The 25,534-nt window shown below is 70.9% G+C and carries 21 protein-coding genes and 1 tRNA gene; 5 read left to right on the top strand and 17 right to left on the bottom strand.

The window, feature by feature from the left end; genetic code table 11:
- Window positions 1-19: 19 nt before the first annotated feature.
- Both ACSHXN_RS25095 and ACSHXN_RS25090 read right to left on the bottom strand, forming a co-directional pair.
- Complete coding sequence (locus ACSHXN_RS25095; protein ID WP_355797803.1) at window positions 20-1,828, bottom strand: DEAD/DEAH box helicase; 1,809 nt, start codon at window positions 1,826-1,828, stop codon at window positions 20-22.
- Window positions 1,829-2,040: 212 nt separating this feature from the next.
- Entirely contained in the window at window positions 2,041-3,489 is a 1,449-nt protein-coding gene (locus tag ACSHXN_RS25090) for an MFS transporter (protein ID WP_438303734.1), read from the bottom strand.
- A 205-nt stretch (window positions 3,490-3,694) separates the two neighbouring features.
- Between ACSHXN_RS25090 and ACSHXN_RS25085 the strand changes: the two genes are divergently transcribed.
- Window positions 3,695-3,766: transfer RNA gene (locus ACSHXN_RS25085), tRNA-Cys, on the top strand.
- A gap of 186 nt (window positions 3,767-3,952) precedes the next feature.
- On the opposite strand, the gene ACSHXN_RS25080 is transcribed toward ACSHXN_RS25085, so the two are convergent.
- Both ACSHXN_RS25080 and ACSHXN_RS25075 read right to left on the bottom strand, forming a co-directional pair.
- On the bottom strand, window positions 3,953-5,359 hold the full coding sequence (locus ACSHXN_RS25080) for a hypothetical protein (protein ID WP_438303733.1): 1,407 nt from the start codon (window positions 5,357-5,359) through the stop codon (window positions 3,953-3,955).
- A 207-nt stretch (window positions 5,360-5,566) separates the two neighbouring features.
- Window positions 5,567-5,989 carry a hypothetical protein gene (locus ACSHXN_RS25075; RefSeq protein ID WP_355129369.1) on the bottom strand — a complete coding sequence of 141 codons (423 nt, stop codon included), beginning with the start codon at window positions 5,987-5,989 and terminating at the stop codon, window positions 5,567-5,569.
- 515 nt (window positions 5,990-6,504) lie between these two features.
- On the opposite strand from ACSHXN_RS25075, the gene ACSHXN_RS25070 reads away from it, so the two are divergent.
- The 3 genes from ACSHXN_RS25070 to fmdA are packed head-to-tail and all read left to right on the top strand — an operon-like array spanning window position 6,505 to window position 8,745.
- Window positions 6,505-6,783: an FmdB family zinc ribbon protein gene (locus ACSHXN_RS25070; RefSeq protein ID WP_355129367.1), complete on the top strand. Its 279-nt coding sequence runs from the start codon at window positions 6,505-6,507 to the stop codon at window positions 6,781-6,783.
- Between the two features lie 51 nt (window positions 6,784-6,834).
- Window positions 6,835-7,470, top strand: coding sequence for an AmiS/UreI family transporter (locus ACSHXN_RS25065; protein WP_355129072.1), 636 nt, complete (start codon window positions 6,835-6,837; stop codon window positions 7,468-7,470).
- Window positions 7,471-7,494: 24 nt separating this feature from the next.
- Entirely contained in the window at window positions 7,495-8,745 is a 1,251-nt protein-coding gene (fmdA, locus tag ACSHXN_RS25060) for a formamidase (RefSeq protein WP_355129070.1), read from the top strand.
- Between the two features lie 278 nt (window positions 8,746-9,023).
- On the opposite strand, the gene ACSHXN_RS25055 is transcribed toward fmdA, so the two are convergent.
- The 11 genes from ACSHXN_RS25055 to ACSHXN_RS25005 all read right to left on the bottom strand — a co-directional run bounded on the left by ACSHXN_RS25055 (window position 9,024) and on the right by ACSHXN_RS25005 (window position 21,275).
- Window positions 9,024-10,190 carry an SUKH-4 family immunity protein gene (locus ACSHXN_RS25055; RefSeq protein WP_355129068.1) on the bottom strand — a complete coding sequence of 389 codons (1,167 nt, stop codon included), beginning with the start codon at window positions 10,188-10,190 and terminating at the stop codon, window positions 9,024-9,026.
- A gap of 186 nt (window positions 10,191-10,376) precedes the next feature.
- Complete coding sequence (locus tag ACSHXN_RS25050; protein WP_355797792.1) at window positions 10,377-10,538, bottom strand: hypothetical protein; 162 nt, start codon at window positions 10,536-10,538, stop codon at window positions 10,377-10,379.
- On the bottom strand, window positions 10,535-12,841 hold the full coding sequence (locus tag ACSHXN_RS25045; RefSeq protein ID WP_355129064.1) for a xanthine dehydrogenase family protein molybdopterin-binding subunit: 2,307 nt from the start codon (window positions 12,839-12,841) through the stop codon (window positions 10,535-10,537). The genes ACSHXN_RS25050 and ACSHXN_RS25045 overlap by 4 nt, the downstream gene beginning before the upstream one ends.
- On the bottom strand, window positions 12,838-14,256 hold the full coding sequence (locus ACSHXN_RS25040; RefSeq protein ID WP_438303732.1) for a 2Fe-2S iron-sulfur cluster-binding protein: 1,419 nt from the start codon (window positions 14,254-14,256) through the stop codon (window positions 12,838-12,840). The genes ACSHXN_RS25045 and ACSHXN_RS25040 overlap by 4 nt, the downstream gene beginning before the upstream one ends.
- Window positions 14,253-15,146, bottom strand: a complete 894-nt coding sequence (locus ACSHXN_RS25035) for an FAD binding domain-containing protein (RefSeq protein WP_438303731.1) — start codon at window positions 15,144-15,146, stop codon at window positions 14,253-14,255. The genes ACSHXN_RS25040 and ACSHXN_RS25035 overlap by 4 nt, the downstream gene beginning before the upstream one ends.
- Before the next feature lie 278 nt (window positions 15,147-15,424).
- Complete coding sequence (locus ACSHXN_RS25030) at window positions 15,425-17,044, bottom strand: beta-N-acetylhexosaminidase (protein ID WP_355129058.1); 1,620 nt, start codon at window positions 17,042-17,044, stop codon at window positions 15,425-15,427.
- Window positions 17,045-17,055: 11 nt separating this feature from the next.
- On the bottom strand, window positions 17,056-17,901 hold the full coding sequence (locus ACSHXN_RS25025; protein ID WP_355129056.1) for a carbohydrate ABC transporter permease: 846 nt from the start codon (window positions 17,899-17,901) through the stop codon (window positions 17,056-17,058).
- A gap of 5 nt (window positions 17,902-17,906) precedes the next feature.
- Complete coding sequence (locus tag ACSHXN_RS25020; protein ID WP_438306499.1) at window positions 17,907-18,833, bottom strand: carbohydrate ABC transporter permease; 927 nt, start codon at window positions 18,831-18,833, stop codon at window positions 17,907-17,909.
- Between the two features lie 25 nt (window positions 18,834-18,858).
- Window positions 18,859-20,163: an extracellular solute-binding protein gene (locus ACSHXN_RS25015; protein ID WP_438303730.1), complete on the bottom strand. Its 1,305-nt coding sequence runs from the start codon at window positions 20,161-20,163 to the stop codon at window positions 18,859-18,861.
- A gap of 233 nt (window positions 20,164-20,396) precedes the next feature.
- Window positions 20,397-20,675, bottom strand: coding sequence for a DUF3039 domain-containing protein (locus ACSHXN_RS25010; protein WP_355129052.1), 279 nt, complete (start codon window positions 20,673-20,675; stop codon window positions 20,397-20,399).
- A gap of 30 nt (window positions 20,676-20,705) precedes the next feature.
- Complete coding sequence (locus ACSHXN_RS25005; protein WP_059127816.1) at window positions 20,706-21,275, bottom strand: YqgE/AlgH family protein; 570 nt, start codon at window positions 21,273-21,275, stop codon at window positions 20,706-20,708.
- Between the two features lie 308 nt (window positions 21,276-21,583).
- Here ACSHXN_RS25005 and murA point away from each other — a divergent pair, with 308 nt between their 5' ends.
- Window positions 21,584-22,924 carry a UDP-N-acetylglucosamine 1-carboxyvinyltransferase gene (gene murA, locus ACSHXN_RS25000; RefSeq protein ID WP_355129050.1) on the top strand — a complete coding sequence of 447 codons (1,341 nt, stop codon included), beginning with the start codon at window positions 21,584-21,586 and terminating at the stop codon, window positions 22,922-22,924.
- A 191-nt stretch (window positions 22,925-23,115) separates the two neighbouring features.
- Here murA and ACSHXN_RS24995 read toward each other — a convergent pair whose 3' ends face one another.
- Window positions 23,116-23,397, bottom strand: a complete 282-nt coding sequence (locus ACSHXN_RS24995; protein WP_007498188.1) for an HU family DNA-binding protein — start codon at window positions 23,395-23,397, stop codon at window positions 23,116-23,118.
- Between the two features lie 390 nt (window positions 23,398-23,787).
- The gene (locus tag ACSHXN_RS24990) at window positions 23,788-25,206 is read right to left on the bottom strand and encodes an NAD-dependent malic enzyme (protein ID WP_355129048.1); all 1,419 of its coding nucleotides are present in this window, start codon (window positions 25,204-25,206) and stop codon (window positions 23,788-23,790) included.
- Window positions 25,207-25,534: the final 328 nt, after the last annotated feature.

Raw genomic sequence — 25,534 nt, 5'->3', positions numbered from 1 at the left:
ATCGGGGCGGTATCCGCGCTCACTTCATGCGCGTGGCCCACTCCTGGACCTTCGCGATGCGCTGGCGCAGCTGGCCGGCGGTGCACTCGGCACTCGGCGGGCCGCCGCACACCCGGCGCAGTTCGGTGTGGATCACGCCGTGCGGCTTGCCGCTCTGGTGCACATACGCGCCGACCATCGTGTTGAGCTGCTTGCGCAGCTCCAGCAATTCCTTGTGGGTGACCACGGGCCGCCGTTCGGCGGGCAGTTCCAGCAGGTCGGCCTCCGTGTCCGGCTTCTTGCGGCTGTGCGCGATCTGCCGGGCCTGCCGCTTCTGCAGCAGCAACTGCACCTGCTCGGGCTCGAGAAGGCCCGGAATGCCGAGGTAGTCCTGTTCCTCCTCGCTGCCGGGATGGGCCTGCATGCCGAACTCGGCGCCGTTGTACATGACCCGGTCGAAGACGGCGTCGGACTCCAGCGCCTCGAACGGCAGCATGTCCTGCTCACCGGTGTCCTCGTCCTGCTCCCGGTTGGCCTCGTCCATCTCCTTCTCGGACTCGGCGTACGGGTCCTCGTCCTCGCCGCCCTTCTTCGGCTTGTCGAGGACGTGGTCGCGCTCGACCTCCATCTCGTTGGCGAAGGTGAGCAGGTCCGGGACGGTCGGCAGGAACACCGACGCGGTCTCGCCTCGACGCCGGGACCGCACAAAACGGCCGACGGCCTGGGCGAAGAAGAGCGGGGTGGAGATGGTGGTCGCGTACACCCCGACGGCGAGCCGGGGCACGTCGACGCCCTCGGACACCATGCGCACCGCGACCATCCAGCGGTCGTCGCCGTGGCTGAACTCGTCGATGCGGTCGGAGGCTCCCGCGTCGTCGGACAGGACGAGGGTCGCCCGGTGCCCGGTGATGTCGCGGATGAGCTTCGCGTAGGCGCGGGCCGCCTCCTGGTCGGAGGCGATGACGAGGGCACCGGCGTCCGGGATGGCCTTGCGGACCTCGGTCAGACGCTGGTCCGCGGCGCGCAGCACGCTGGACATCCATTCGCCGCGCGGGTCGAGGGCGGTGCGCCAGGCCTGGCTGACGGCGTCCTTGGTCATGGGCTCGCCCAGCCGGGCGGCGATCTCGTCGCCCGCCTTGGTACGCCAGCGCATGTTGCCGCTGTAGGAGAGGAAGATGACCGGGCGCACGACCCCGTCGGCAAGGGCGGACCCGTATCCGTAGGTGTAGTCGGCGGCCGACCGGCGGATCCCGTCGTTCCCCTCCTCGTACGCCACGAACGGAATGGGGTTGGTGTCGGAGCGGAACGGCGTACCGGTCAGGGCGAGCCGGCGGGTGGCCGGCTCGAACGCCTCCAGGCAGGCCTCGCCCCAGGACTTGGAGTCGCCCGCGTGGTGGATCTCGTCGAGGATGACCAGGGTCTTGCGCTGCTCCACCCGGTTGCGGTGCAGCATGGGCCGGACCCCGACGCCCGCGTAGGTGACGGCGACGCCGTGGTACTCCCGGCTGAGGGGTCCGGCGCTGTACTCGGGGTCGAGCTTGATGCCGACGCGCGCCGCGGCCTCCGCCCACTGCTTCTTCAGGTGTTCGGTCGGGGCGACGACGGTCACCTGCTGCACCACGTGGTGGTGCAGCAGCCAGGACGCGAGCGTCAGCGCGAAGGTCGTCTTGCCGGCGCCGGGCGTGGCGACGGCGAGGAAGTCACGCGGCTGCTCCTGGACGTACCTCTCCATCGCTCCCTGCTGCCAGGCGCGCAGCTTGCCGGCGGTGCCCCAGGGAGCGCGGCCGGGGAAGGCGGGAGAGAGGTGGTGCGAGGGGGAGGAGGGGGAGCTGGCGGCGGTGGTAGTCACGGTCTCCGGTTCGGTCGGCGCTCAAAGGGTCCGCGTCCGGCGTGTCGGACCAGCGGGGGTCGTCGACGGTCGGGCCGGGCTCGGCTGTGTATGACAACCGGGCCACCCTACCGGTGGACCCACCCGCCACTCGGGGCGACGCCGCGGCTTCCGGCCCGGGTGCGACACGGGTCACAGATCATCGGGACCACGGGGTTTCGGCCGCGCAGGGGTCATCGCGCCCGCAGCCGGGTCGTCACCCAGGCGCCCACCAGCGCCACCGCCATCATCGGCAGGAACACCGCGGCGAAGGCGGCCGGGTGGGAACCGGAGGCGCTCGCCTCCGCCGCGGAGGGGGCGATCGAACCGCCGCCGAGGGCGGCGAACGCGGCGCCGACCGCCGAGAGCAGGACGACGTTGGAGAGACCGTCGGAGATCTGCAGCGCCGCCGAGTTCGCCCCCGCCTCCTCGGGAGCGGACAGTTGCAGCAGCAGGACGCTGGTCGAGGAGATGACCAGGCCCATGCCGAAGCAGCCGAACCCCCAGGCGACGGCGACGGTCCAGACGGGGACCGCGTGGATCAGCACACTGGGTGCCGTGACGATCGCGGCGGCGACCACGATCATGCCGAGCGTCATCAGGCGCTCCCGGTAGGGCTCCAGACGCGGTCTCGACTGGACGTAGGACCCCAGCGCCCAGGTGCCGCCGCCCGCCGCGAGCGAGAACCCGGCCAGGGTCGGGGACAGTCCCCGCTGTGTGACGAGCATGAGCGGGACGAAGCTCTCCGCCGTGATGAAGGCGCCGGCCGCGACTCCGCGCAGCAGCACCACGGACGGCAGCCCGCGGGCCGCGCGATAGGTGCCGCGGGGCAGCAGTCCGAGCACCGCCGGGACCAGCAGGGCGGCGCCCACGGCACCGGGCAGGAGGGACAACGGGCTCAGATCCTGGGCCGCGTACTGGAGGAGTCCCGCGCCCAGCGAGATACCGAAGGCCAGGCGCAGGCGGCGGACGTCGAAGGGAGCCGCGTCGGCCTGCTCGGCGGGACCGTTCGCCGAGCGCCGGATGCTGGGCAGTGCGAGTGCCAGCGGGAACACCACGAGTACCGGGATGCCGAGGAAGACCCAGCGCCAGCCGAGTTGTTCCGTCACCGCGCCCGAGGCCAGCGGGCCCACCACGGACGGGACGACCCAGCCCGCCGCGAACGCGGCCATGATCGCCGGGCGCAGCCGCTCCGGGTAGGCGCGGCCCACGACGACGTAGAGGGCGACGATCACAAGTCCGCCGCCGAGGCCCTGGACGGCCCGGCCCAGGATGAACTGCCACATCGACCCCGCCGTGCCCGCCAGCAGCAGCCCGGCGGCGAAGGCGCCGATGCCGCAGGCCAGCGAACCGAGCGGGCCGCTGCGGTCCGACCACTGGCCCGCGAACACCATGCCGAAAAGGCTCGTCGTGAAATAGCCCGAGAAGGCGAACGCGTACAGCGACAGCCCGTCCAGCTCCCGCGCCGCGACCGGCATCGCCGTGCCGACGGCAGTCGCCTCGAAGGCGATGAGCAGCACGACGGAGACGATGCCGATGCTCAGCGCGCGGTACGGACGGCTCAGCACGCCGACGGTGCCGTCCGGGGAACCGGACAGGGCCGTGTCGGCGACGTCGGTGTCGCGGGGGTCCAGGGCTGCCATGCAGGTCAGGGTAAGGGGCTCGGCAGGGTTTGGCCCCTGTCCGGAGGCGGTGCCGGAGTGAGACCTTGGTCGTACGACCCGCCGTTCGTGAACGGCGTGTGGCAGTCCCGTTGCAGCGCCGGCGATTCCCTTGAGCCCGTATTCCGCCCGACCGTACGGTCGATGCGTCAGGTCGGAACGAGTGAGCCGTGCCGCACCTGATTCCGGCCGTGTGCCCGAGTGGTTCAGGGACTCGCCTGCAAAGCGAGTTACGCGGGTTCGATCCCCGCCACGGCCTCTACCTGCCTGAACAGGTGAAACAAGGGGCGACACCTCCAGAAGGGGTGCCGCCCCTCCGGTTGTCCGTCTCGGTTCGCGTCCCGGTCGGCCGGTACGAGCGCGACGGCCGCGCCGTCCCCGGTGACGGGTGTGCCCGGGAACGCATCAAAGATCAGTGGGTCGATCTGATGGGCGACCGCCGGGCTCACTCGGGCTCGATGCTGCCGGAGCTCGACGCCCCGTACCCGAAGGCACCACGGCAGGACGGCAGGTCTGCGTGCTCCCCCACCTGCTCGGCGCATGCCGACCGGATCTCCACCAGCAGCTCCGGGTAATGCTCTCCGTACGTGTTGACCGCGTGCCACACCGCGTCCAGTGCCGCCCTGAGCGGGGCGGGTTCGGCGGCGGCGAGCACAGCGGGAAGAGCGAAGTGCGGCTGTGAGATCCGCCGGGGGCCGCGCGGCTTGCCGGAGGCGTGCACCACCACGGCGGCGCCTTGTCCGAGGCCTGCGTTCGGCGGCGCACTCCGGCCGGCGGAGCCTGTCGGTACGAGCGTGCCCAGTGCCCGGCCGAGGCCAGGCCGCGTCGGCCGGTCGCCTCCCGACTCCGCGGCCGGGAGGGTCGTCCACCCGGCCGCCGCCGGGGAAGCCGGTGGGCAGTACGGCGGTCGCTCGGGAGGTACCGCCTCGCGCACCGACCGCCTCGGGACCTGCGGGTCGGAGCGCAGGGTCTCCCACATCCGGCCCGAGTCGTCGAACGGCGGCGGCAGCGGGCGTCTCCGCGTCAACGCGGTGAGTGCCTGGGCGACCCACGGCACGTCGGCCGATCCGGCCGCCTCGCAGGCCCGGTGAGCGGCCAGCTGCGCCACCGCACGCCGGGCTTCGGGATCCGCGGCGTCGAGAGCGTGCACCAGGTCGCTGTCGAAGCGGAGCAGACCGCGTACATTGCCGCCGACGCCGTGCAGCCCCTCGCTCGGCAGCCGTCCGCCCCACTCCCATCGCCGGTGGTGCAGTCGTCGCTCCTCTGCCGCCCGTTCCGCCGCCTGGCGGGCCAGCCGTTCGGTCTCGGCTCGCTGCTCGGGTGCGGGCGGTGGCGGGAGTTCGCGCGCGTAGCGGTGCCAGTACGCGGCGATCCCGGAGGTCTGGCGGATCACCCGGTTCGGGCGGGGCGGCGCGGGCCAGAACTGCAGAAGGTAGCTGTCCGCCTGCGGCTCCCCGGAGACTCTGGTGTCGAGCCTCCGTCCCTCGTCCATCCCCCGGGCGCAGTACCGCACCCGGTAGTCGGTCCGGGCGAGATCCAGATCCCACACGGCCTCGCCGGCCCACTGCACCAAACCGGTGCGCTCCGACACCGGGTGGAAGGACACCTCCACCACGTCCTCCCAGACGCGGTCCAGCGCAGGCTCCTCGTCGTAGACCTCCACGACGAAGCCGACGTTTCCCGTGTGCAGTCCGGTGCTCAGCCAGAGCGCACCCGGGACCGCGGCCCCGCACAGCCCTCCGTGCTGGCCTGCGAACGCCTCGGAGAGTCCCGGGTTGGCGCTGTCCGGATCGCTCTGGACGTAGATCTGACCGTAGGCGACGTGCACCTCGCCTGTGACCGGCCTGCGCACGGCACCCCTCCCCCTGTGACCGACGGCCTCGAAAACCCCCGGTCGGACGGGCCGTCACATGCCCTGCATCATGCCGCAGGCCACTGACAACGGGCCCGACGACAGCGGGTCACGCGGCTTCGGCCCCCGCCACGGCCGCTGCTGCCGGACCTGGAAAAAACGAAGGGGCGGCACCCGCGGAAGGGTGCCGCCCCGCGCTCCGGGTTCTCAGAGCTTGCCGCCGATCTCGCATGCCTGGCACGGCGGGCGGCCGCAGGTGCACTGCATCAGGGCCTCGACGACGCCGCGGTCGTGGTACAGGCATTCGTCCTTGCAGGTGTGGCGCGGGATGAACCCCGCCGGGATCTCGCCGGGCCACGGCTCGTGACCGTCCCGGCAGCGGGCGAAGCGCTCGGGGTCGGTGGCGTGCAGGTCGTGCATGGTCGACCTGGCCTCGTCCTCGAGTTCCCGCACTCGCTCCACCAGGCTCTTCAGCTCGGCGGCCAGACCGGAGTACCGCTCGCCGCCGGTCCTCACGTGCGCGGCCCGCAGGGCCATCGCCGCGTTGCCGAGGAACCTGCCGGCGTCCTGAAGGTCGGTCACGTGATGCAACTGAATGCCGTTCACGCCACGTACCCATACGGCGTCCATATTGCTCACTGATCCGCCCTTCCGGCGTTCGCCTTTTCTCGCACAACGGCATGCGCGGCGCCGGTGCCTCCGCATAAGAAAAAAATGACCTGTTTACGGAACCTAAAGGTCCGAATCGAAACCGTCCAGCGAATTCGGCGTGAGTCGACTCACAACAGGCCTGAACCCGTGATCCGCGCGGTGCGCGGGACGATCGGTCACCGCCATGGCGCTCGGCGCCATCGAGGTGGGCCGAACCGGATCTCGGCACCCGGGCGAGGTACGACGGTCACGGAGAAAATCCCTCGGTGACCTTTCCCCGCGGACGGCGACCGAACCGGCCGACAACGGTGATCTTGTTTTCCGGCCGGTTCCGAACGCCGCCGCAATGCCCTCAAGCGCCCCTTGCGCCCTCCACTTGACGCACGGATGGGCGAGTCGTCCACTTGAAAGGAGAGCGGCACTGGGACGTGGGCGCAGGCGAATGCCGGCCACGCCCTCGGGTTGACCGGCGTCCGCCTACATGCGGAGTGGTGATGGCAACCTACGAATATCTTTGCAGCCGTTGCGGGCCCTTCGACGTGAAAACGGCGATCGGGACTGCGCCCCCCGTTCACGGCTGCCCCGCGTGCTCGGGCACCGCACGACGTGTGTTCTCCGCGCCCGGCCTCGCGACGACCCCGCACGCGGTCGCCGCCCTGCACGACCGGCAGGAGCAGTCCCGCGATGCCCCGGAAGTCGTGTCCGAACTGCCGCCGGGCCGGGCGCCTGTCCGGCGCCCGCACCCCGCGTTGTCGCGGTTGCCGCGACCTTGAGGGCGGGCTGCGGGCGATTCCGCCCCATGCGGACCGAGGAGGTGCGTCCCCGTGAGCAACGTGGGACTGCTCTTTGTCGGTGCGGTGCTGTTCATGAACGGACTGCTGCTGCTGGGGAGGGTCGATCCCAAGTCCGCGGCGGTCTTCAACCTCTTCGTGGGTGCATTGCAGGTACTGACCCCGACCTATCTCATCTTCACGGCCGGCGGCGACCAGATGAAGATCCTGGCGGCGTCCGGGATCTATCTGTTCGGATTCACCTACCTTTACGTGGGCATCGTCCTGCTCGCCGGCATCGACAACATCTGTGTCGGCTACTACTCCCTCTTTGTCGCGATCGTCGCCCTCGGGTATTCGTTCGCCAATTTCCACCTGTTCAGGGACTATCCGTTCGGAGCCATCTGGCTCTACTGGTCCTTCCTCTGGTTCCTGTTCTTCCTGCTGCTCGGCCTCAAGAAAACGGCGCTGTCCGACTATGTCGGCTGGGTGACGGCGATCGAGGGCTGGGTCACCGGAGTCATTCCCGCGGCGCTGCTGCTTTCCGGCTACTGGAAGCACACCACGGAGATCGCCATCGCCCTCGGGGCCTTCGGCGTCGTCGTATTCGCGGCGCTGTGGCCGCTCACCAGGAAATCACGGCAACCGGCCGCGGCCGGATCGACCGGAGGTACGGGCACACCGTCCTGACCGGATCTGAAATGAGAGGCTGTCATGCCCGAAGTCGTATTCACTGTGGACCAGAGCAAGTCGATGCGTGACCAGGACGTGCCCGGACACAACAGGTGGCACCCGGACATCCCCAACGTCGCCATGGTGAAGCCGGGAGCGGAGTTCCGCATGGAGTGCCGCGACTGGACCGACTGCCAGATCGGCAACAACGACACCGCCGACGATGTACGCGACATCGACCTGACCATCCCTCACATGCTCAGCGGCCCGATCGGGGTGGAGGGCGCCGAACCCGGCGACCTGCTCGTCGTCGACATCCTCGACCTCGGCCCCGTGCCGCAGCAGACCGGGGATGCGGCGGGCCAGAACTGGGGCTACACCGGCATCTTCGCCAAGGCCAACGGCGGCGGCTTCCTGACCGACTACTACCCGGACGCCTACAAGGCGATATGGGACTTCCACGGGCAGCAGGCCACGTCCCGTCATCTGCCCGGTATCCGCTTCACCGGGATCACGCACCCCGGGCTGTTCGGAACGGCACCGTCGTCCGAGATGCTCGCCCACTGGAACACACGTGAGCAGGCGCTGATCGACGCCGACCCGAACCGGGTCCCGCCCCTCGCGCTGCCGCCGGAGGGCACCAACGCGCTCGCCGGCACGGCCACCGGGGACCTCGCCGCGCGCATCGCCGCGGAGGGCGCACGCACGGTTCCGGCCCGTGAGAACGGCGGCAACCAGGACATCAAGAACTTCACACGCGGTTCGCGGGTGTTCTTCCCCGTACACGTCAAGGACGCCAAGCTCTCGGGAGGCGATCTGCACTTCAGTCAGGGCGACGGAGAGATCACCTTCTGCGGCGCCATCGAGATGGGCGGCTTCATCGACTTCCACGTCGACCTGATCAAGGGCGGCATGGAGAAGTACGGCATCTCGACCAACCCGGTGTTCATCCCGGGCAACGTCGAGCCGCGATACACGGAGTTCCTCACCTTCATCGGAATCTCCGTCGACCACGACACCGACACGAACTACTACCTGGACGCGACGCTGGCCTACCGCCGGGCCTGCCTCAACGCGGTCGAGTACTTCAAGAGGTTCGGCTACAGCGGGGAGCAGGCCTACCTGCTGCTCGGCTCCGCGCCCGTCGAGGGACGCATCAGCGGCATCGTCGACGTCCCCAACGCCTGCTGCTCGCTGTACGTCCCCACCGCGATGTTCGACTTCGAGATCCGGCCCTCCGCCGCCGGCCCGGCGACGGCCGACCGCGGCCAGTGCGCCCTGACCACCACCTGACCGAGCGAGGTCCCCGCCCCCGCACCGCCTGCTGCGGGGGCGGACACCAGCCGCCTCCCCCGGACGTCACAGGGACGCATCCGGTGGGGCGGGCGGCCCGCACCGGCGCAGTCGTGCTTCGGGCGGCCGGCCTGCGGTGACCTGTCCGGCATCCGCGCCCGACGGTGGTCGGCGGTCCTGCGGTCCGATGCGCCCTCGGACGCCTGGGAGTGCCGTACGCGGCACCCGTGCCGCCCCGGTACCGAAGCCCTCCGCCGCCGCGTCCCGGGACAGCACACCTACGCGTACAGGCCCCCGCCCGCCTCGTCCTCGAAAGCCTCGGGCCAATAGCGCCGGCCGTCGTCCTGCGGCGTCCTCGGGGTCGGGTCGCAGGCGATCGGATCGACCGCGGCGAGGGTCTCGGCCATCGTCGCGGCCAGCTGCTCGTAGGCGTCCGTCAGATCGTGCTCCGCGTCCAGTGCCTTCTCGCGGTGCACCAGCCAGACGGTGAAGGCCAGGGTGGAGATGTCCGCGTTGAGCGGGCGCAGCGTGGCGTCGGGCTCGCTCCAGCACAGGACCGCTCCCGTGGAGCCGTCCAGGACCAGGCTCGTGTCCTCCAGGAGATAGCCGAGACGTATCAAACGGTCGGCCTCGGGCGGGAGTTCGTCCGCGGGGCCGCGATCCTCGTCCGCGTAGTACTCGGCCAGGGTGGGCAGCGGCACGTCCGTGTCGAGCTCGTACCAGTAGCCGTTCTCCGGCAGGCCCACCTCACGCAGGAAGCGGCGGGTCGGCTCGTGCGTGAGCGTGCCGGGGAAGTCGACGTCCTCGAAGCGCACGATGGCGGCGGAGCCGAACTCCTCGTCCAGCAGCCGCGACGGCAGGTCGAGCGCAAGTCCCGTGCCGGGACGGGCGATCCGGGCCAGCGGACGGATCAGCGCGGCCATCCGCCAGTACGGTGCGAGGCCGGCTCCCGCGTCCTCGGCGAACACCGACGCCAGCTGCTCGGAGGCCTGCGCCACCGCCTTGGCGCCGTACCCGTGCGAGGCGAACCGGCCCCGGGAGGTGGCCAGTTCGTCGGTGACCGCGGCGAAGCGCAGCAGCACCTCCAGCGAGGGCGCGAGCGGTGAGAGGCCCATCAGGCCGGGATGGCGCGGGTGGACGTATGTCGTGGAGACCTCGCCCGTGGCCCCGTTCAGCACGAGGGACTCAAGGTCGCGGTCGACGGTGCGCAGCGCCCCTATGACCAGCTGGTCACGCAGCTCCTCGGCGAGCTTCCCCGCGTCGTCCACCAGCTCGGTCACCCGTCGCAGCGCGGGCCGCTCGTACAGCGGCCTGAACCCCAGCAGGGAGCTGTCGGACGGCAGTCCCGCCCCCGTGAGCAGGCGCCGCGTCCCCGCGTGCGTGATGTACGGATCGAGGTCCGCCCCGGCAAGCGTGATCACGCTGCCGACGTCGCTCAAGCCCATTGTTCCCCCGCGTACTTCGTTCCCTGAGCGCTCCCGTGGTCGATCTTTGTGGAGCGCCTCTCCCCCGACGCCGAAAACCATACGCCGCCGCACTGACAACGCCGCCGGATTTGCGGCGCGTCCCCGCCGTTGACCACGGACTCGTGACGAGAACCACACCGAGCACCGGCTACGGGCCGGGGTCCGTCAGGTGAAGTACACGCCGCCCAGCACGACGACGATCGCGGCGAGGACGAAGAGAAGGATCCAGACCAGGAGCTTCCCGACCCCGGGCGCGGGCTCGTAGCGCTGCTCCCCGTCCGACGGGGTCCCGGGGCTCGGGTCGTCCGCGCCCTCTCCGGTGCTCACTGCCCCGTCACCACGGCAGCCTGCGGTCGGATCGGCAGGCGATTGACCGGGCGGCCGGTCGCCGCCCGCACCGCGGACGCGACGGCCGCCGGGGAGGTGACCACCGGCGCCGCGCTGACCGACTTCGCACCGAAGGGCGCGACCACGTCCCGTTCCTCGACGAGCTTGACGATCCGGATGTCGGGCGCGTCCAGAGCCGTGGGCAGGGAGTAGCCCGTCAGATCGGGGTGGCGGACCAGGCCGCGGGCCGTGCGCAGGTTCTCGGTGAGTGCGATGCCCACGCCCTGGGTGACGCCCGCCTCCACGCGCGCGGCGAGCTGGGCCGGGTTCAGCACCCGGCCGACGTCCTGGGCGAGGGCGAGTTCCACGACCCGCACCGAGCCGATCTCGATGTCCACGTCCACCACGGCGCGGATCGCGCAGAAAGCGAGCCCCACGAAGGCGTCGCCCTGGCCGGTCTCGTTCAGCGGCTCCGTCGGATGCGGGCGGCACTGCGCCGTGGCCCACAGCTCCTTGCCGTCCATCGCCTCCGTGACGGTGGTGGACAGCACCCCGTCGTACGAGGTGATCTTGCCGTCGGTGATCTGGAGCAGCTCGGTCGACATGCCGAACTTGTGCGCCAGGGGCTGCAGCAGCTGGGTACGGACCATCTTGGCGGCACGCTCCACGGCGCCGCCGGACACCCAGGTGTGGCGGCCCCGGCAGCCCGCGCCGGCCGACGGCTGGTCCGTGTCGACCGGCGCCACGTGCACCTCGTCGATACCGAGCGTCTCCTGGACGATCTGCCGGGCCAGCGTGGTGAAGCCCTGGCCGGTCTCGACGGCGGCGCACAGCACCGTCGCCACCCCGTCCTGCACCTTCACCGTGGCCGTGGAGACCTCGTCCGCGCCCTCCGCGCCGAGCATGTGCACCATGCCGATGCTGTAGCCGACACCGCGTCGCACGGCACCCGGTTCGCCCGCGCCCTCGGGGCCGCCGGGCAGCAGCCACTCGTCCTCGGGGGTGTCCTTGGGCAGCGCGGGCAGCGGATGGTCCCTGACCGCCTCGAGCAGTTCGGCGACGGGTGCCGGGCAGGTGACCGTCTGGCCGGTGGGCAGGATGTCGCCCGTGGCCATGACGTTGCGCAGCCGCAGCTCGGCCGGGTCGAGGCCGAGCTTCTTGGCCAGCTTGTCCATCTGGGCCTCGTAGGCGGCGCACACCTGCATCGCGCCCTCGCCGCGCACATGGCCCGACGGCGGGTTGTTGGTGCGGACGGCCCAGCCCTCGATGAAGGCGTTCGGCACGACGTAGGGGCCGCAGGCGAAGGAGACCGCCGCGGCGAGCGCTTCCGAGGACGTGTCCGCGTAGGCGCCGGCGTCCAGCAGGATCTGTGCCTCGACCTTCACCAGCCGGCCCTCGGCGTCCGCGTGGTGGCGGTAGCGCAGAAGGGTGGGGTGGCGGTGGACGTGCCCGAGGAAGGATTCCTCGCGCGTCGCGGTCAGCTTGACCGGGCACCCCGTCTTCAGGGCGAGCAGTCCGAGCGGCAGTTGGAAGCCCTGGTCCTCGCGGTCCGCGCTGGCGCCGGGCACACCGGTGACGACGACCTTCACCCGCTCGGGCTCGAGCCCGTAGACCGCGGCCGCGCGGTCGCGGTCGGTGTGCGGGTCGGTCGAGGCCATGTACAGCTCGACCCCGCCGTCGGGCCGGGGCACGGCGAGACCCGCCTCCGCACCGATCGGGGCGGGGTCCTGGCGGCCGATGCGGTACAGGCCCTCGACGACGATCTCGCCGAGCGCGTCGGGGTCGCCGTGGCGCAGCGGGATGTGGCGGATCAGGTTGCCGTCGGGGTGCAGCGGCTCGGAGTCGAAGGCCTGTTCGGGATCGGTGACCGGCTCGAGCACCTCGTACTCGACGATGACGGCGGCGGCGGCCATGCGCGCGGTGTCGGGGTGGTCGGCGGCGACCGCCGCGATGGCCTCCCCGTGGTGGCGCACGACCTCGGAGGCGAACACGGGCCGGTCGGCCCTGCCCCGCCCGTGGACCGCCTCGCCCGGAACGTCCTCGTGGGTGACGACGGCCCGCACGCCCTGCATCTCGCGCGCGTGGCTGGTGTCGATGGACAGGATGCGCGCGTGCGGATGCGGCGAGCGCAGTACGGCGGCCCACAGCAGGCCCTCGGCCCACAGATCGGCCGCGTACGGGAAGGTGCCCTCGGTCTTCGCCCCGGCGTCGGCGGACGGCAGGGAGGCGCCCAGGCCGTGCGGCAGCGGCTCGGGGGCCGGTGCGGCCGCCGCGGTGGTCGCGGTGGCGGCTTCGTTGCTCACGCCTGGCCTCCGTCCTGGCCGTACGGGTGCTGGTCGGGGTCGGCGCCGTCGAACGCGGAGGGGTGCACACCGCCTCCGCCGGGACCGGCCTGGTGCGGGATGCGCGGCTCGTCGCCGTCCGTTGCGGACTCGGCCTGCGCGTGGGCCCCGCGCTCGGCGACGACCTCCTTGACGGCCTCCACGACGCCTCGGTAGGCGGAGCAGCGGCACAGGTTGCCGCACAGCGCCTGACGCGTCTCCAACTCGGTGGGCGCCGGGTTGCCCTCCAGGAGGTCGTGCACGGTCATCGCCATCCCGGGGACGCAGAAGCCGCACTGCACGGCGCCGCACCGGGCGAGCGCCCGCTGCACGTCCGAGGGCTGTCCGTCGGCGGCGAGGCCCTCGACCGTGCGCACCTCGCTGCCCGCCGCCGTCACGGCGGGCACCAGACAGGAGGCGACGAGCCGTCCGTCGACCTGGACGTTGCAGGCGCCGCACTCACCCTGTGAGCAGCCGTCCTTGGCGCCCGCGAGGCCGAGCCGCTCGCGCAGCACGTACAGCAGTGACTCGCCGATCCATGCGTCGGTCACGGGCCGGTCTGCGCTGTTGACCCGCAGGACGTAGGACGCCAGCGGGTGCTCGTCGTGCGCCCCGGCGGGGCCGGGGGCCGGCTCCTCCGCGTCGACGGCTTCGGCCGCCGGTTCCGGGCCGGCTTCGGGTGCCGGTCCGGCCTCGGACGCCTCGGCGGCCGTGGACGGCTCCTGTGCCGCCTCGGGCGCCTCGGTGACACCGGAGGGCCCGGTGTCACCGTACGGGCCGCCGGACGGCTCTGAAGGGGCCTCGACGGGCGTCTGCGCGGGACCTTCCGGTGTTCCGTCCGGCCACGGCTGTCCGGCCGCACTCGACGCCCAGGGGGCGGCGGCGCCCCCCGGCAGGGTCGCCGGCGGACTGCCGCCCCACTGCTCGACGAGGGCGGAGGTACTGAACTCGCCCGATTCGTCCGGAAGATCACCGTTCGCCACGGGGATCGACCACTGCCCGGTGACGTCGTGCCCCGAGGCCGGAGCCCCCTGCGCGGCGGCGTCCTCGAAGTTCCACTGCCCGGTCGCACCGGGCTGGTAGGTGAACCGGTCGCCGGCACCCTCCGTGCCGGCCGCGCCGGGATCGGGCCACTGGGCACCCTCCGCGGGCGCACCCCACGCTCCGTCGCCCTGCGGCTGCGCGGCCGTGCCCGGCGCCGCGGTGAACTGCGGGGGCACATAGCCGTGACCGGGTGCGGCCAGCGGGCTGTCGGAGGCGAGCAGGGCGTCGATGCCGCCCTCGGGCAGTTGCACGAAGGCCGTGGCGCCGTCGTCGTAGTCCCCTTGCGGCAGCCGCTCCCAGGAGCCGCGGGCGCGCCCCTGAGGGCCGCCCTCCCGGTGCTGGTCGTCGGTCACGACAGCGCCCTCCCCAGTGCTCGTCGGGCCAGCGCGGCGACGGTGCGCCGCAGGTGCAGTACGGCGGGCGGCAGCTGCTCCACGGTGCCGTCCTCCGCCGCAGCGGGATCCGGGATGCAGGCGGCGGCGACGTACTCGCCGAAGGCGGTGAGCGCCTCCGGGACGATCGCGCGGTTGTTGTCCCAGTCGATGAGCTGGGCGACCCACTGCTCGGCCTCCAGGGGGCGCAGCGGCATCGGCGCGATGGCACCGACGGCGCAGCGCACCCCGCGCCGGGCGGGGTCGAGGACGAGCGCCACCGACGCGACGGCCCGCCCCGGACCGGTGCGTCCGGTCGCCTTCAGGAAGACCTGGGGGGCGTGCAGCAGCGGTACGCGCACGTAGCCGATGAGTTCGCCGGCCCGGAGCAGCTCCATGCCGGCGAGCAGATGCGAGACCGGGATCTCACGGCCGGCCCCGTTCGTGCCCGCGATGATCAGCGTGGCCTCCAAGGCGGCCAGCACCGGGAGCGCGTCCCCGGTGGGGGCGGCCGAGGCGATGTTGCCGCCCAGGGTGCCGGCGTTGCGGATGTGCGGCGGCCCGGCGGCCCGCGCCGCGGCGGCGAGGGCGGGGATGAGGGCCGCGAAGTCGGGACGGCCCATGCGTGCGTGGGTGAGCCCGGCGCCGAGCAGTGCGTGGCCGTCCTGGTACTGCCAGCCGCGGATCTCACTGATGCGGCCGAGGCCGACCAGCGCGGCGGGCCGCAACTGACCGGAGTTGACCGCGGCCATGAGGTCGGTGCCGCCCGCCACGGGGACGGCGGTCGGCATCGCGGCGAGCGCCGCCACGGCCTCGTCGAGAGAGGCGGGCAGCGTCACGGCCTGCGCCGCCTGCGGTGCGTGCGTGGTCAAACCGGCTGCCCCTTCCCGCTGCCCCACCTGGTCCCACCTGTGTTGCCGTACGGTACGTGCTGACAGGGCGGACGTGGCAACTCTGGCACATCTTCCCGGGTCCCTGACGCAGGGGTCCGCTAGGAGGCATTCGCCCTCTCACCAGGCTGATGGTCCGTTTTGCAACCAGTTCGCAAATGCGGGCGAATTGCTGCTCTTCGGTGACCCTTGTGCGCTTTTCCCATGCCGGGTCACGTTTCCAGGGAGCCGGGTCCCCCGGCTGCCCGTCGCGGGCCTCCTCACACGTTCGGGGGGGCACCCTCGATCGGGCGTCCGAGCACACCGGGTCGCCGCTGCCACGGCGACGGTCCGGCGGGCGGCCGGTAGGCGACGCCCAGGGCGTCGAGCCTGGGGTAGTGGGCGGTCATCCGCCGCTCGAAGTCGGCGAAGTCGCGGTCCGCGGGCGCGGGCAGATCGCTCCAGACCGCCTCGGCGAAGGCGGCGAGCCGGGGAAACGTCTGGTAGTCGACGCGCCCCACGTCCTCCATCACCTCGGTCCACACATTGGCCTGGGCCCCGAGGACGTGACGCGCCTGTTCCTCGGTCAGCCGGGGCGGAACCGGCTCGAAACGGTAGACGTCCTCCAGTGTGCGCACGTACCCGATGGGCACGGGCTCGTCCGCCCCGCCGTCCTGACGGTGGTCCAGATACACCTGCTGCTCCGGGCACATGACGACGTCGTGGCCGCTCCGCGCCGCCGTGACCCCGCCCGCGTAGCCGCGCCACGAGGACACCGCGGCGCCGTCCGCGAGGCCGCCCTCCAGGATCTCGTCCCAGCCGATGAGCCGGCGGCCGCGCGCCGTGAGCCAGGTGTCGAAGTGCCGTACGAACCACGACTGGAGTCCGTCCTCGTCGGCCAGGCCCAGTTCCCTGATGCGCGCCTGGGCGGCCGGGGACTTCCGCCACTGGTCCTTGGCGCACTCGTCGCCGCCGATGTGGACGAACGTGGAGGGGAACAGTTCCAGGACCTCCTCGAACACGCCCTCGTAGAACCGCAGGGTGGCGTCGGTGGGGGCGAGCACGTTCTTCGAGACGCCCCAGTCGTCCCAGACCGAGAGGGAGCCCGTGTCGACGACATCGCCGTTGCCGAGTTCCGGATAGGCGGCGATGGCGGCCTGGCTGTGCCCGGGGACGTCGATCTCGGGAACGACGGTGATATGCCGCTCGGCCGCGTACGCCACGATCTCGCGGATGTCGTCCTGAGTGTAGAAACCGCCGTGCGGCTTCTCCTCCCACAGCGGGGAGGCACGATGACCGTATCTGGTGCGCGCCCGCCACGATCCGATCTCGGTGAGCCGCGGGTACCGCTCGATCTCCAGACGCCAGCCCTGGTCGTCCGTGAGGTGGAAGTGGAAGACGTTGAGTTTGTGGGCGGCCATGAGATCCAGGTAGCGCAGAACGCCGTCCTTGGGCATGAAGTGCCGGGCCACGTCGAGCATGAGACCGCGCCAGCCGAAACGGGGTGCGTCCTCGATGATCTGGTGCGCAATTCCATGGCCGAGTTCCGGACGTACGGGGGCGCGCCGAAAGGCGTCGGCGCCCAGCAGCTGACGCAGCGTCTGGGCGCCCCAGAACACCCCGGCCGGGCCGCCGCCGCGGATCTCGAGCCCCCAGCCGACGACGGCGGAGAGTTTGTACGCCTCCGGCTCCAGTTCGTCGTCCAGGCACAGCCGCAGGGAATTGGCGCCGTCCTTCGGACCGGGTGCCAGGGGCAGCCCGAGGGCCGGCCCCAGTGTGGAGCGCAGCCAGCGTTCCGTGGTCCCCGTACCAGGTCCGGCCCACAGGGTGGTGTCCTCGTCGAGCTCGACACCGCAGCGTGTGGGGCCCTCGACGGCGCGTGGCGCCGGAATCAGTTCCATCACGTCAGTCCTCAATCCTTGAGAGATCCGCCCAGCCCCGATACGAGCCGTCGCTGCACGAGAACGAAGAAGACCAGGACCGGAACGGTCATCACCGTCGACGCGGCCATCACACCTCCCCAGTCCGGCTCATCGGGCTTGTAGAACACCAGAAGTGCCATCGGGAGTGTGGACTGCGACGTGTCGCTGATGATGAACGACTTCGCGAACAGGAAGTCGTTCCAGGCCGAGATGAAGGAGAACACGCTCGTCGCCACCAGGCCGGGCAGTACGAGCGGGAAAAGTATCTGCCACAGGAATCGTGTCCGGCTCGCCCCGTCGAGGTAGGCGGCCTCCTCCAGCGCCTCGGGAACCGCCTTCACAAAACCCCGGAGCATCCAGATCGCGAACGGCAGCGAGAAGGCGATGTGGGGCAGGATGAGCGCGCCGAGGGTGTTGAGCTGTCCGAGGTCCCGCATCAGGAAGAACAGAGGGATCGTCAGGGCTTCCACGGGCACCATCTGGGCGACCAGAAACATGATCGACAAGGTCGTCCGGAAACGGAAGCGGAATCGCGTCACCGCCGTCGCGGCGAGAAACGCGATCAGTGCCGAGGCGACGACGACACAGCCCGCGACGACAAGGCTGTTGAGGAAGTAACGGCCGAATTCCTGCTGCCCGAAGACGCGGCGGAAGGAATCCAGGCTCGGTGCTCCGGTCCACGGACGCGGGCGGGTCGACTCGATCTCGCCGGCCGGCTTCACGGCACTCAGCACCATCCAGTACAGCGGAAAGGCGACCACCGCCGCGATCAGCAGCGCCGATGCCTCCGCCGCCGACCGCCAGGGACGGCGTACGGATCCGCGCACAAGATTCACGAGGGTCACAGCTCCTCCCCCTGCCTGCGCAGCAGCCGCAGATAGCCGAGTGTGACGGCCAGCAGGATCAGCAGCGTCACCACGCCGATCGCCGAGCCGAGGCTGTACTCCGAGGACGCGAACGCCTTTTGGTACGCGTACACGTTCAGCACCAGGTTCTGCCCGGCGATGCCGCCGCCGTTGGTCATCACGTAGATCTGTGTGAAGACCTTGAAGTCCCAGATGACCGACTGGATGGTGACGACGGCCAGGATCGGGCGCAGCATCGGCGCGAGCACCGACCGCCAGATCCGCCACTGCGAGGCGCCGTCGAGCGCGGCGGCCTCCAGCACCTCGGCCGGGACGGCGCGGATACCCGCGTACACCGTCACCATCACGAACGGGAAGGAGCACCAGACGACTTCGAGCAGCACGAGGAGGAACGCGCTGCAGCGGCCGTACGTCCACGAGTGGTCGCCGAGTCCCAGGAGACGGTTCACCGGGCCGAAGTCGGGGTCGAACAGGAACAGCCAGACCGTGGAGCCCGTGACGGCCGGGGTCGCCCATGCTCCGAGAGCGGCCAGCATCAGGGCGAGCCGCGGCAGGGCACGGACGCGGGTGAGCAGCACGGCGAGCGCGCAGCCGACGGCCAGGGTGCACAGGACGCACGCCGCCGCGAACACGACCGTGGCCAGCAGCACCGACCAGAACTGGTCGTCCGAGAAGAGGGTCGTGTAGTTCCCGAGTCCCCGGAAGCTCGTCGGCCGGCCGCCGCTGACCTGGGCCTGGGTGTACTCCAGGACCGAGATCAGCCCGAGCTGGTAGACGGGGTAGACGAGCAGCCCGCCGAGCACGACGAGGGCGGGGGCGAGGTAGAGCCACGGGGTGCGGCCCGCCCGCGCACGCCCCTGTGTGCGTGTCACGGTCGTGGTGGCGGGCGGGTGCCGGTCCACGACCGTGTCCGGAGCGGCCACCCGCTCAGCCCGCGGAGCCGAACGCGTCGTTCATCTTCCTCGCCGCCTCCGCCGAGGCCGCCTTCACGTCCTTCTTGCCGCTGACGATCTCCTGGAACATCGTCGGCAGGACGAGCGAGGCGTCGATCTGGGCCCATGCCGGGGACACGGGTACGAACCTGGTGCCCGCGGCGAGCGTCCGCACGAACGGCTCGACGAACGGCTCCTCGCGCGCGACCTGCTCCCGCGCGTCCGTGAACGTCGGCAGGAAGCCCATGGCGTCGAAGAGTTCCTGTTGGGTCCGCTTCGAGGCGAGCCGCTCCATGAGGTCGACGGCGAGGCTCCGGTGCGCGGTGCTCTTCAGGACGCCGATGTTGTTGCCACCCGCGAACGCCGGTGCGATCTCGCCCTCCTTCAGACCCGGCAGCGGTACGACGGCGTACTTGCCCTTGACCTTCCCGGCCTCGACCGCCTGGTGGCTGAAGTCGCCGCCGATCGCCATGGCGGCCTTGCCCGCGGCGAACGCGGTGACCGTGTCGTTGCCGCCCATTTCCGCGCACTTGGCCGCGGGGCAGTTGCCGTCGCCGAAGAGCGAGGTGTAGGCGGAGATGCCCGCCCTGGCGGCGGTGCCGTCCACGGCCGCGCTGTACGAACCACCGCTGCCGGCGGCGAGTTCACCACCGTGGGCCCAGATGAAGGGCAGGGCACCGTAGGTGTAGGCGCCGCCCACGGCGAGGCCGTACAGACCGGGCCTGGCCGCGTGGATGCGGCGCGCGGTCTCCGCCAACTGCGCCATCGTCTGCGGGGGTTGCAGTCCCAGCTCCTTGAAGACGTCGGTGCGGTAGTAGAGGGCCCGGACGCCGACGAAGTAGGGGGCCCCGTAGACGCGGCCGTCGACGGTGACCGACTGGCGCGCGGTGGGGTCGGTGTCCTTGGACTCGCTCCAGGCGGTGAAGTCCTCGGTGACGTCGGCGAGTCCGCCGTCCTTGACGTAGCCGGCGGTGTCCGTGTTGCCGTACTCGATGACGTCGGGCGCGCTCTTCGGATCGTTGAAGGCGGCCTTGACGCGCTGGGCGCGGGTCTCGACGGGGATGTACTCGACGGTGACCTCGGCACCGTCGTGGGCCTTCTCGAAGGCGGCGACCGCCCGGTCGACAACCCGTTCCTTGGGCTTGTTGTCGACCTCCTGGAAGAGCCACACCCGCAGGGTCCCGGTCTTCTCGTCCTTGCCCGATCCGGAGCCGTCGGCGGTCTGAGGGGCACACGAGGTGGCGGTGAGGGCCGCGAGCAGTAGGGCGGCCAGACGGGTGGCTGGGGCAGAGAGCTTCATGGAGCATCCTCCGGAGCTGAGCGCGTTGCAACATGCGCAATGGCTGTTTTGCTCTGCACAACACATCGGAGGCTAGGTACTACATGAACATGACGACAAGAGGTCTGAACCACTCTGTGACCGCGGGACGCATCCCGTGCAACGGCAGCGCCCCGACAGAACACACAAAAGCCCCCGGAGTGCATCGAAGTGCACTCCGGGGGCTCAGCAGATACCCGGCGGGAGGCCGATCGCTACTTGTCGCCACCCTTGCCGTCGTCGCCGCTGCCCATGGACTCGTAGATCTCCTTGCACATGGGGCAAACGGGGTATTTCTTCGGGTCGCGACCCGGTACCCACACCTTGCCGCACAGCGCGACGACGGGCGTACCGTCGAGGGCGCTCGCCATGATCTTGTCCTTCTGGACGTAGTGGGCGAAGCGCTCGTGGTCACCGTCGCCGTGCGACACCTGCGGCGTCGGCTCTACGAGGGTCCCCGTACCGGTGCCGCGCTCGGGCTCAAGAGTGCTCATAGGGCCAAGAGTACTGAAGACTCCCACACATCAGTTGAGCGTAGGGTCGTCCGGGTAGGTGGCCACCATCGCCAGCTCGCTGCGCTGTCGCCGCAGCACCTCCCGCCACAGCCGCTCCGGTTCCGGGGACGACACGTCACCCGGCTCCGACTCGACGACGTACCACGCGCCTTCCACGAGCTCGTCCTCGAGCTGCCCCGGACCCCAGCCCGCGTACCCGGCGAAGATGCGCAGTGAACCGAGGGCCTTGGCGAGCAGCTCCGGCGGCGCCTCCAGGTCGACAAGACCGATCGCCCCGTGCACCCGCCGCCAGCCGAGCGGGGCACGCTCCCCGGAACCTCCGGGGATCACCGCCACGCCGAGCGCCGAGTCCAGTGAGACCGGACCGCCCTGGAAGACGACACCGGGTTCGCCCGCGAGTTCCGCCCAGCCCTCCAGGATGTCTCCCACGTCCACCGGGGTGGGGCGGTTGAGGACCACACCGAGCGAGCCCTCCTCGTCGTGGTCGAGGAGGAGTACCACAGCGCGGTCGAAGTTCGGGTCCGCCAGGGCGGGTGTGGCCACGAGCAGCCGTCCTGTGAGCGAGGACACCTCGGTCATGGCAGACATGATCCCGCATCTTGCCTCCGCGTGGAGAGGCAATGCGGGTACGCGGGTGAATGCGGTCGGTGACCGGACGGGCCCGCTGGTGAGGGCCCGTTCCCGGGAGGCGGCGGGAGACCGGAGCGCGTGCGGCCGGCGCGCGGGCGCCCGTGACGGGTGGTAACCAGGCGCGTCCGGTTACGCACGGTTCGTGTTGTGGCAAAGCTATGACGTAGCCCGGAGGTCCTCGGGCTTACTTGCGGGGGGTGGACGGCCATTACGCTTACGTCTCCGGCCCCTGCCCAACTCCACGGAACGCGAGATCCATGACCGTCAACGACGATGTCCTGCTTGTCCACGGCGGAACCCCCCTGGAGGGCGAAATCCGTGTCCGCGGCGCAAAGAACCTCGTGCCGAAGGCCATGGTCGCCGCCCTGCTGGGCAGCGCGCCGAGCCGCCTGCGCAACGTTCCCGACATCCGCGACGTGCGTGTGGTGCGCGGACTGCTGCAACTGCACGGTGTGACGGTCCGTCCGGGCGAGGAACCCGGCGAGCTGGTGCTCGACCCGACGCACGTCGAGAGCGCGAACGTCGCCGACATCGATGCCCACGCAGGCTCGTCGCGTATCCCGATCCTCTTCTGCGGCCCCCTGCTGCACCGGCTGGGCCATGCGTTCATCCCCGGCCTCGGCGGCTGCGACATCGGCGGCCGTCCCATCGACTTCCACTTCGACGTGCTGCGGCAGTTCGGCGCCACCATCGAGAAGCGCGCGGACGGCCAGTACCTGGAGGCGCCCAAGGGGCTGCGCGGCACGAAGATCCGGCTGCCCTACCCGTCCGTCGGCACCACCGAGCAGGTCCTGCTGACGGCCGTGCTCGCCGAGGGTGTCACCGAACTGTCCAACGCGGCCGTCGAACCGGAGATCGAGGACCTCATCTGCGTACTGCAGAAGATGGGCGCGATCATCGCGATGGACACCGACCGCACGATCCGCATCACCGGTGTGGACAAGCTCGGCGGCTACGCCCACCGCGCCCTCCCGGACCGTCTGGAGGCCGCGTCCTGGGCGTCGGCGGCGCTGGCGACCGAGGGCAACATCTACGTCCGCGGGGCGCAGCAGCGCTCGATGATGACGTTCCTGAACACCTACCGGAAGGTGGGCGGTGCCTTCGAGATCGACGACGAGGGCATCCGCTTCTGGCACCCCGGCGGCCAGCTGAAGTCCATCGCGCTGGAGACGGACGTCCACCCGGGCTTCCAGACGGACTGGCAGCAGCCCCTGGTGGTCGCCCTGACCCAGGCCACGGGCCTGTCGATCATCCACGAGACGGTCTACGAGTCCCGCCTCGGCTTCACCTCCGCGCTCAACCAGATGGGTGCGCACATCCAGCTCTACCGCGAGTGCCTCGGCGGCTCCGACTGCCGCTTCGGGCAGCGCAACTTCCTCCACTCCGCGGTCGTTTCGGGCCCGACCCAGCTCCAGGGCGCCGACCTGGTCATCCCCGACCTGCGCGGCGGGTTCTCGTACCTGATCGCGGCCCTCGCGGCCCAGGGCACGTCCCGGGTCCACGGCATCGACCTCATCAACCGCGGCTACGAGAACTTCATGGACAAGCTCGTGGAGCTGGGCGCGAAGGTCGAGCTGCCGGGCAAGGCGCTCGGCTGAGGCCACCAGGACAGCGCTAGGGGCGGCCACCCGAACCGGGTGACCGCCCCTTCGGCCTTACTGGGCCCGCACGCCGTCACGAGGAGCGTCTGCGGGCCTCGTCACGCCGTTCCGTGGCGGTACGGCCTTGTGTGCGCCGTTCCGTGACGGTACGGCCTCGTACGCCGTCCCGTGGCGTACGACCGGCGAGGTCACTTGCCCTTGGCGGCTTCCTTGAGCTTGGAGCCCGCGGAGACCTTCACGCTGTAGCCGGCCGGGATCTGGATGGGGTCGCCGGTCTGCGGGTTGCGCGCGGTGCGAGCGGCACGGTGGGTGCGCTCGAAGGTCAGGAAGCCGGGGATGGTGACCTTCTCGTCGCCCTTGGCGACGACCTCGCCGACGGTCTCGGCGAACGCGGCCAGCACGGCGTCGGCGTCCTTGCGGGTCACCTCGGCGCGGTCGGCCAGCGCGGCCACCAGCTCACTGCGGTTCATGTTGTTACTCCCGTGTTCTTCTTGCCGTTGAGGCGTGCCACGCGGCGGAGCCGCATGATGGGCACGGCGAAGCCGATGCTGCCAGGGTCCTCGGTGGGTCCCCGGACCCGGGTCCGTCGTCAGACCCTCGCGCCCGAATACGCATCCTGCCCCCACCTGCGGCGGGAAAGCCAATCCGGCACCCGTAGGAGCCACGAGAACACCCTTGGGAGTCACACGAAAGCGCCACGGCCTCGCTGTGGTGACGCTCCGCCCCTCCCGGCGACGGACCGCAGGCCCCTGGGGCCATGAGCCTGGCCGCCACCATAGAGGGCGGCCAGGGCTCCCGGGTTCCGCGACGCGCCGGATCCGCGGCCACCGTGGCCATGGTCACAGTGCGACAGGGCCGGACTACCGGCCCGACGGCGCCGCCGCCTTCGCTGCTTCCCGCACCGCGCCCGCCACCGCGCCCGCCACCTTCTCGTTGAAGACGCTCGGGATGATGTAGTTCGGGTTCAGCTCGTCCTCGGTCACCACGTCCGCGAGAGCGGTCGCGGCGGCCAGCATCATGTCCGTGTTGACGGTGCGGGACTGCGCGTCCAGCAGACCGCGGAAGACGCCGGGGAACACCAGGACGTTGTTGATCTGGTTCGGGAAGTCGGAGCGGCCGGTGGCCACAACGGCCGCCGTCTGACGAGCGATTGCGGGGTCGACCTCGGGGTCGGGATTCGCGAGCGCGAACACGATCGCGCCGTCGGCCATGGCGGCCACGTCGTCGCCGTCGAGGACGTTCGGGGCGGAGACGCCGATGAAGACGTCCGCGTCGTGCACGGCCTCCTTGAGCGTGCCCGTCAGGCCCTCGGGGTTGGTGTTGTCGGCGATCCAGCGCAGCGGCGAGTCCGCGGCGGCGGCCACCAGGTCTTCGCGTCCGGCGTGCACGACGCCGTGGATGTCGGCGACGACGGCGTTCTTCACCCCCGCGGCGAGCAGCAGTTTGAGGATCGCCGTACCGGCCGCGCCGGCGCCCGACATGACGACCCGGACGCTCTCGATCGCCTTGCCCACCACACGAAGCGCGTTGGTCAGGGCCGCGAGCACGACGATCGCGGTGCCGTGCTGGTCGTCGTGGAAGACCGGGATGTCGAGGGCCTCGCGCAGCCGTGCCTCGATCTCGAAGCAGCGGGGTGCCGAGATGTCCTCGAGGTTGATCCCGGCGAAGCCGGGGGCGATCGCCTTGACGATCTCGACGATCGCGTCGGTGTCCTGGGTGTCGAGGCAGAGCGGCCAGGCGTCGATGCCGGCGAACCGCTTGAAGAGGGCCGCCTTGCCCTCCATCACGGGCAGCGCGGCCTTCGGGCCGATGTTGCCGAGGCCCAGCACGGCCGACCCGTCCGTCACGACCGCAACGGAGTTGCGCTTGATGGTGAGACGGCGGGCGTCCTCCGGGTTCTCCGCGATCGCCATGCAGACGCGCGCCACGCCCGGGGTGTAGATCATGGAGAGGTCGTCACGGTTGCGGATGGGGTGCTTCGACGCCATCTCGATCTTGCCGCCGAGGTGCATGAGGAAGGTACGGTCCGAGACCTTGCCCAGGGTCACGCCCTCGATGCCGCGCAGCTTCCCGACGATCTCCTCGGCGTGCGCGGTCGAGGTGGCGGCGATGGTGACGTCGATACGGAGCTTCTCGTGGCCCGAGGCGGTGACGTCGAGGCCGGTCACCGAGCCTCCGGAGGACTCCACGGCCGTGGTGAGCTGGGACACCGCGGTTCCGCTCGCGGGCACCTCCAGCCGGACCGTCATCGAGTAGGAGACGCTGGGCGCCGTTGCCATGGCCGACTTCCTCTGCTTTCACCGTGTCGCGTATGTGCCGTCCGATCGTCGCACCTACCGGGGAGTACGTGGTAGCCACCCCGGATTGCGAACCTTGTGTTCAGCCGGCGTACGTTCGGAAAGCACCTTCGACCATACGAGAGGGCGGTCGCGGCGGCCGAAGAGGGGCCGGGTCACCACGGACGCCAGAGGTCCGCGCCACTCGGTGGCGCGGACCTCTGCGACGTTCATGACACCGACCCGCCATGCTCGCCTCGCGGCAAGTGGTCGCTCGTAGCGACGAAGGTTGGGCCCGGGGGCTTGGATCGAGCCGGTGTCACACCAAGGC

It is taken from the genome of Streptomyces sp. HUAS TT11 (assembly GCF_051553595.1).
Taxonomy (GTDB): domain Bacteria; phylum Actinomycetota; class Actinomycetes; order Streptomycetales; family Streptomycetaceae; genus Streptomyces.
This window is presented reverse-complemented; position numbering and strand designations above follow the sequence as displayed.

Excerpts from the sequence above, each read along its gene's own strand:
- ACSHXN_RS25090 (WP_438303734.1), bottom strand. The coding sequence starts at position 3,489 with ATGGCAGCCCTGGACCCCCGCGACACCGACGTCGCCGACACGGCCCTG.
- ACSHXN_RS25075 (WP_355129369.1), bottom strand. The coding sequence starts at position 5,989 with ATGGACGCCGTATGGGTACGTGGCGTGAACGGCATTCAGTTGCATCAC.
- ACSHXN_RS25070 (WP_355129367.1), top strand. The coding sequence starts at position 6,505 with ATGGCAACCTACGAATATCTTTGCAGCCGTTGCGGGCCCTTCGACGTG.
- fmdA (WP_355129070.1), top strand. The coding sequence starts at position 7,495 with ATGCCCGAAGTCGTATTCACTGTGGACCAGAGCAAGTCGATGCGTGAC.
- ACSHXN_RS25055 (WP_355129068.1), bottom strand. The coding sequence starts at position 10,190 with ATGGGCTTGAGCGACGTCGGCAGCGTGATCACGCTTGCCGGGGCGGAC.
- ACSHXN_RS25030 (WP_355129058.1), bottom strand. The coding sequence starts at position 17,044 with ATGGAACTGATTCCGGCGCCACGCGCCGTCGAGGGCCCCACACGCTGC.
- ACSHXN_RS25015 (WP_438303730.1), bottom strand. The coding sequence starts at position 20,163 with ATGAAGCTCTCTGCCCCAGCCACCCGTCTGGCCGCCCTACTGCTCGCG.
- ACSHXN_RS25010 (WP_355129052.1), bottom strand. The coding sequence starts at position 20,675 with ATGAGCACTCTTGAGCCCGAGCGCGGCACCGGTACGGGGACCCTCGTA.
- ACSHXN_RS25005 (WP_059127816.1), bottom strand. The coding sequence starts at position 21,275 with ATGACCGAGGTGTCCTCGCTCACAGGACGGCTGCTCGTGGCCACACCC.
- murA (WP_355129050.1), top strand. The coding sequence starts at position 21,584 with ATGACCGTCAACGACGATGTCCTGCTTGTCCACGGCGGAACCCCCCTG.
- ACSHXN_RS24995 (WP_007498188.1), bottom strand. The coding sequence starts at position 23,397 with ATGAACCGCAGTGAGCTGGTGGCCGCGCTGGCCGACCGCGCCGAGGTG.
- ACSHXN_RS24990 (WP_355129048.1), bottom strand. The coding sequence starts at position 25,206 with ATGGCAACGGCGCCCAGCGTCTCCTACTCGATGACGGTCCGGCTGGAG.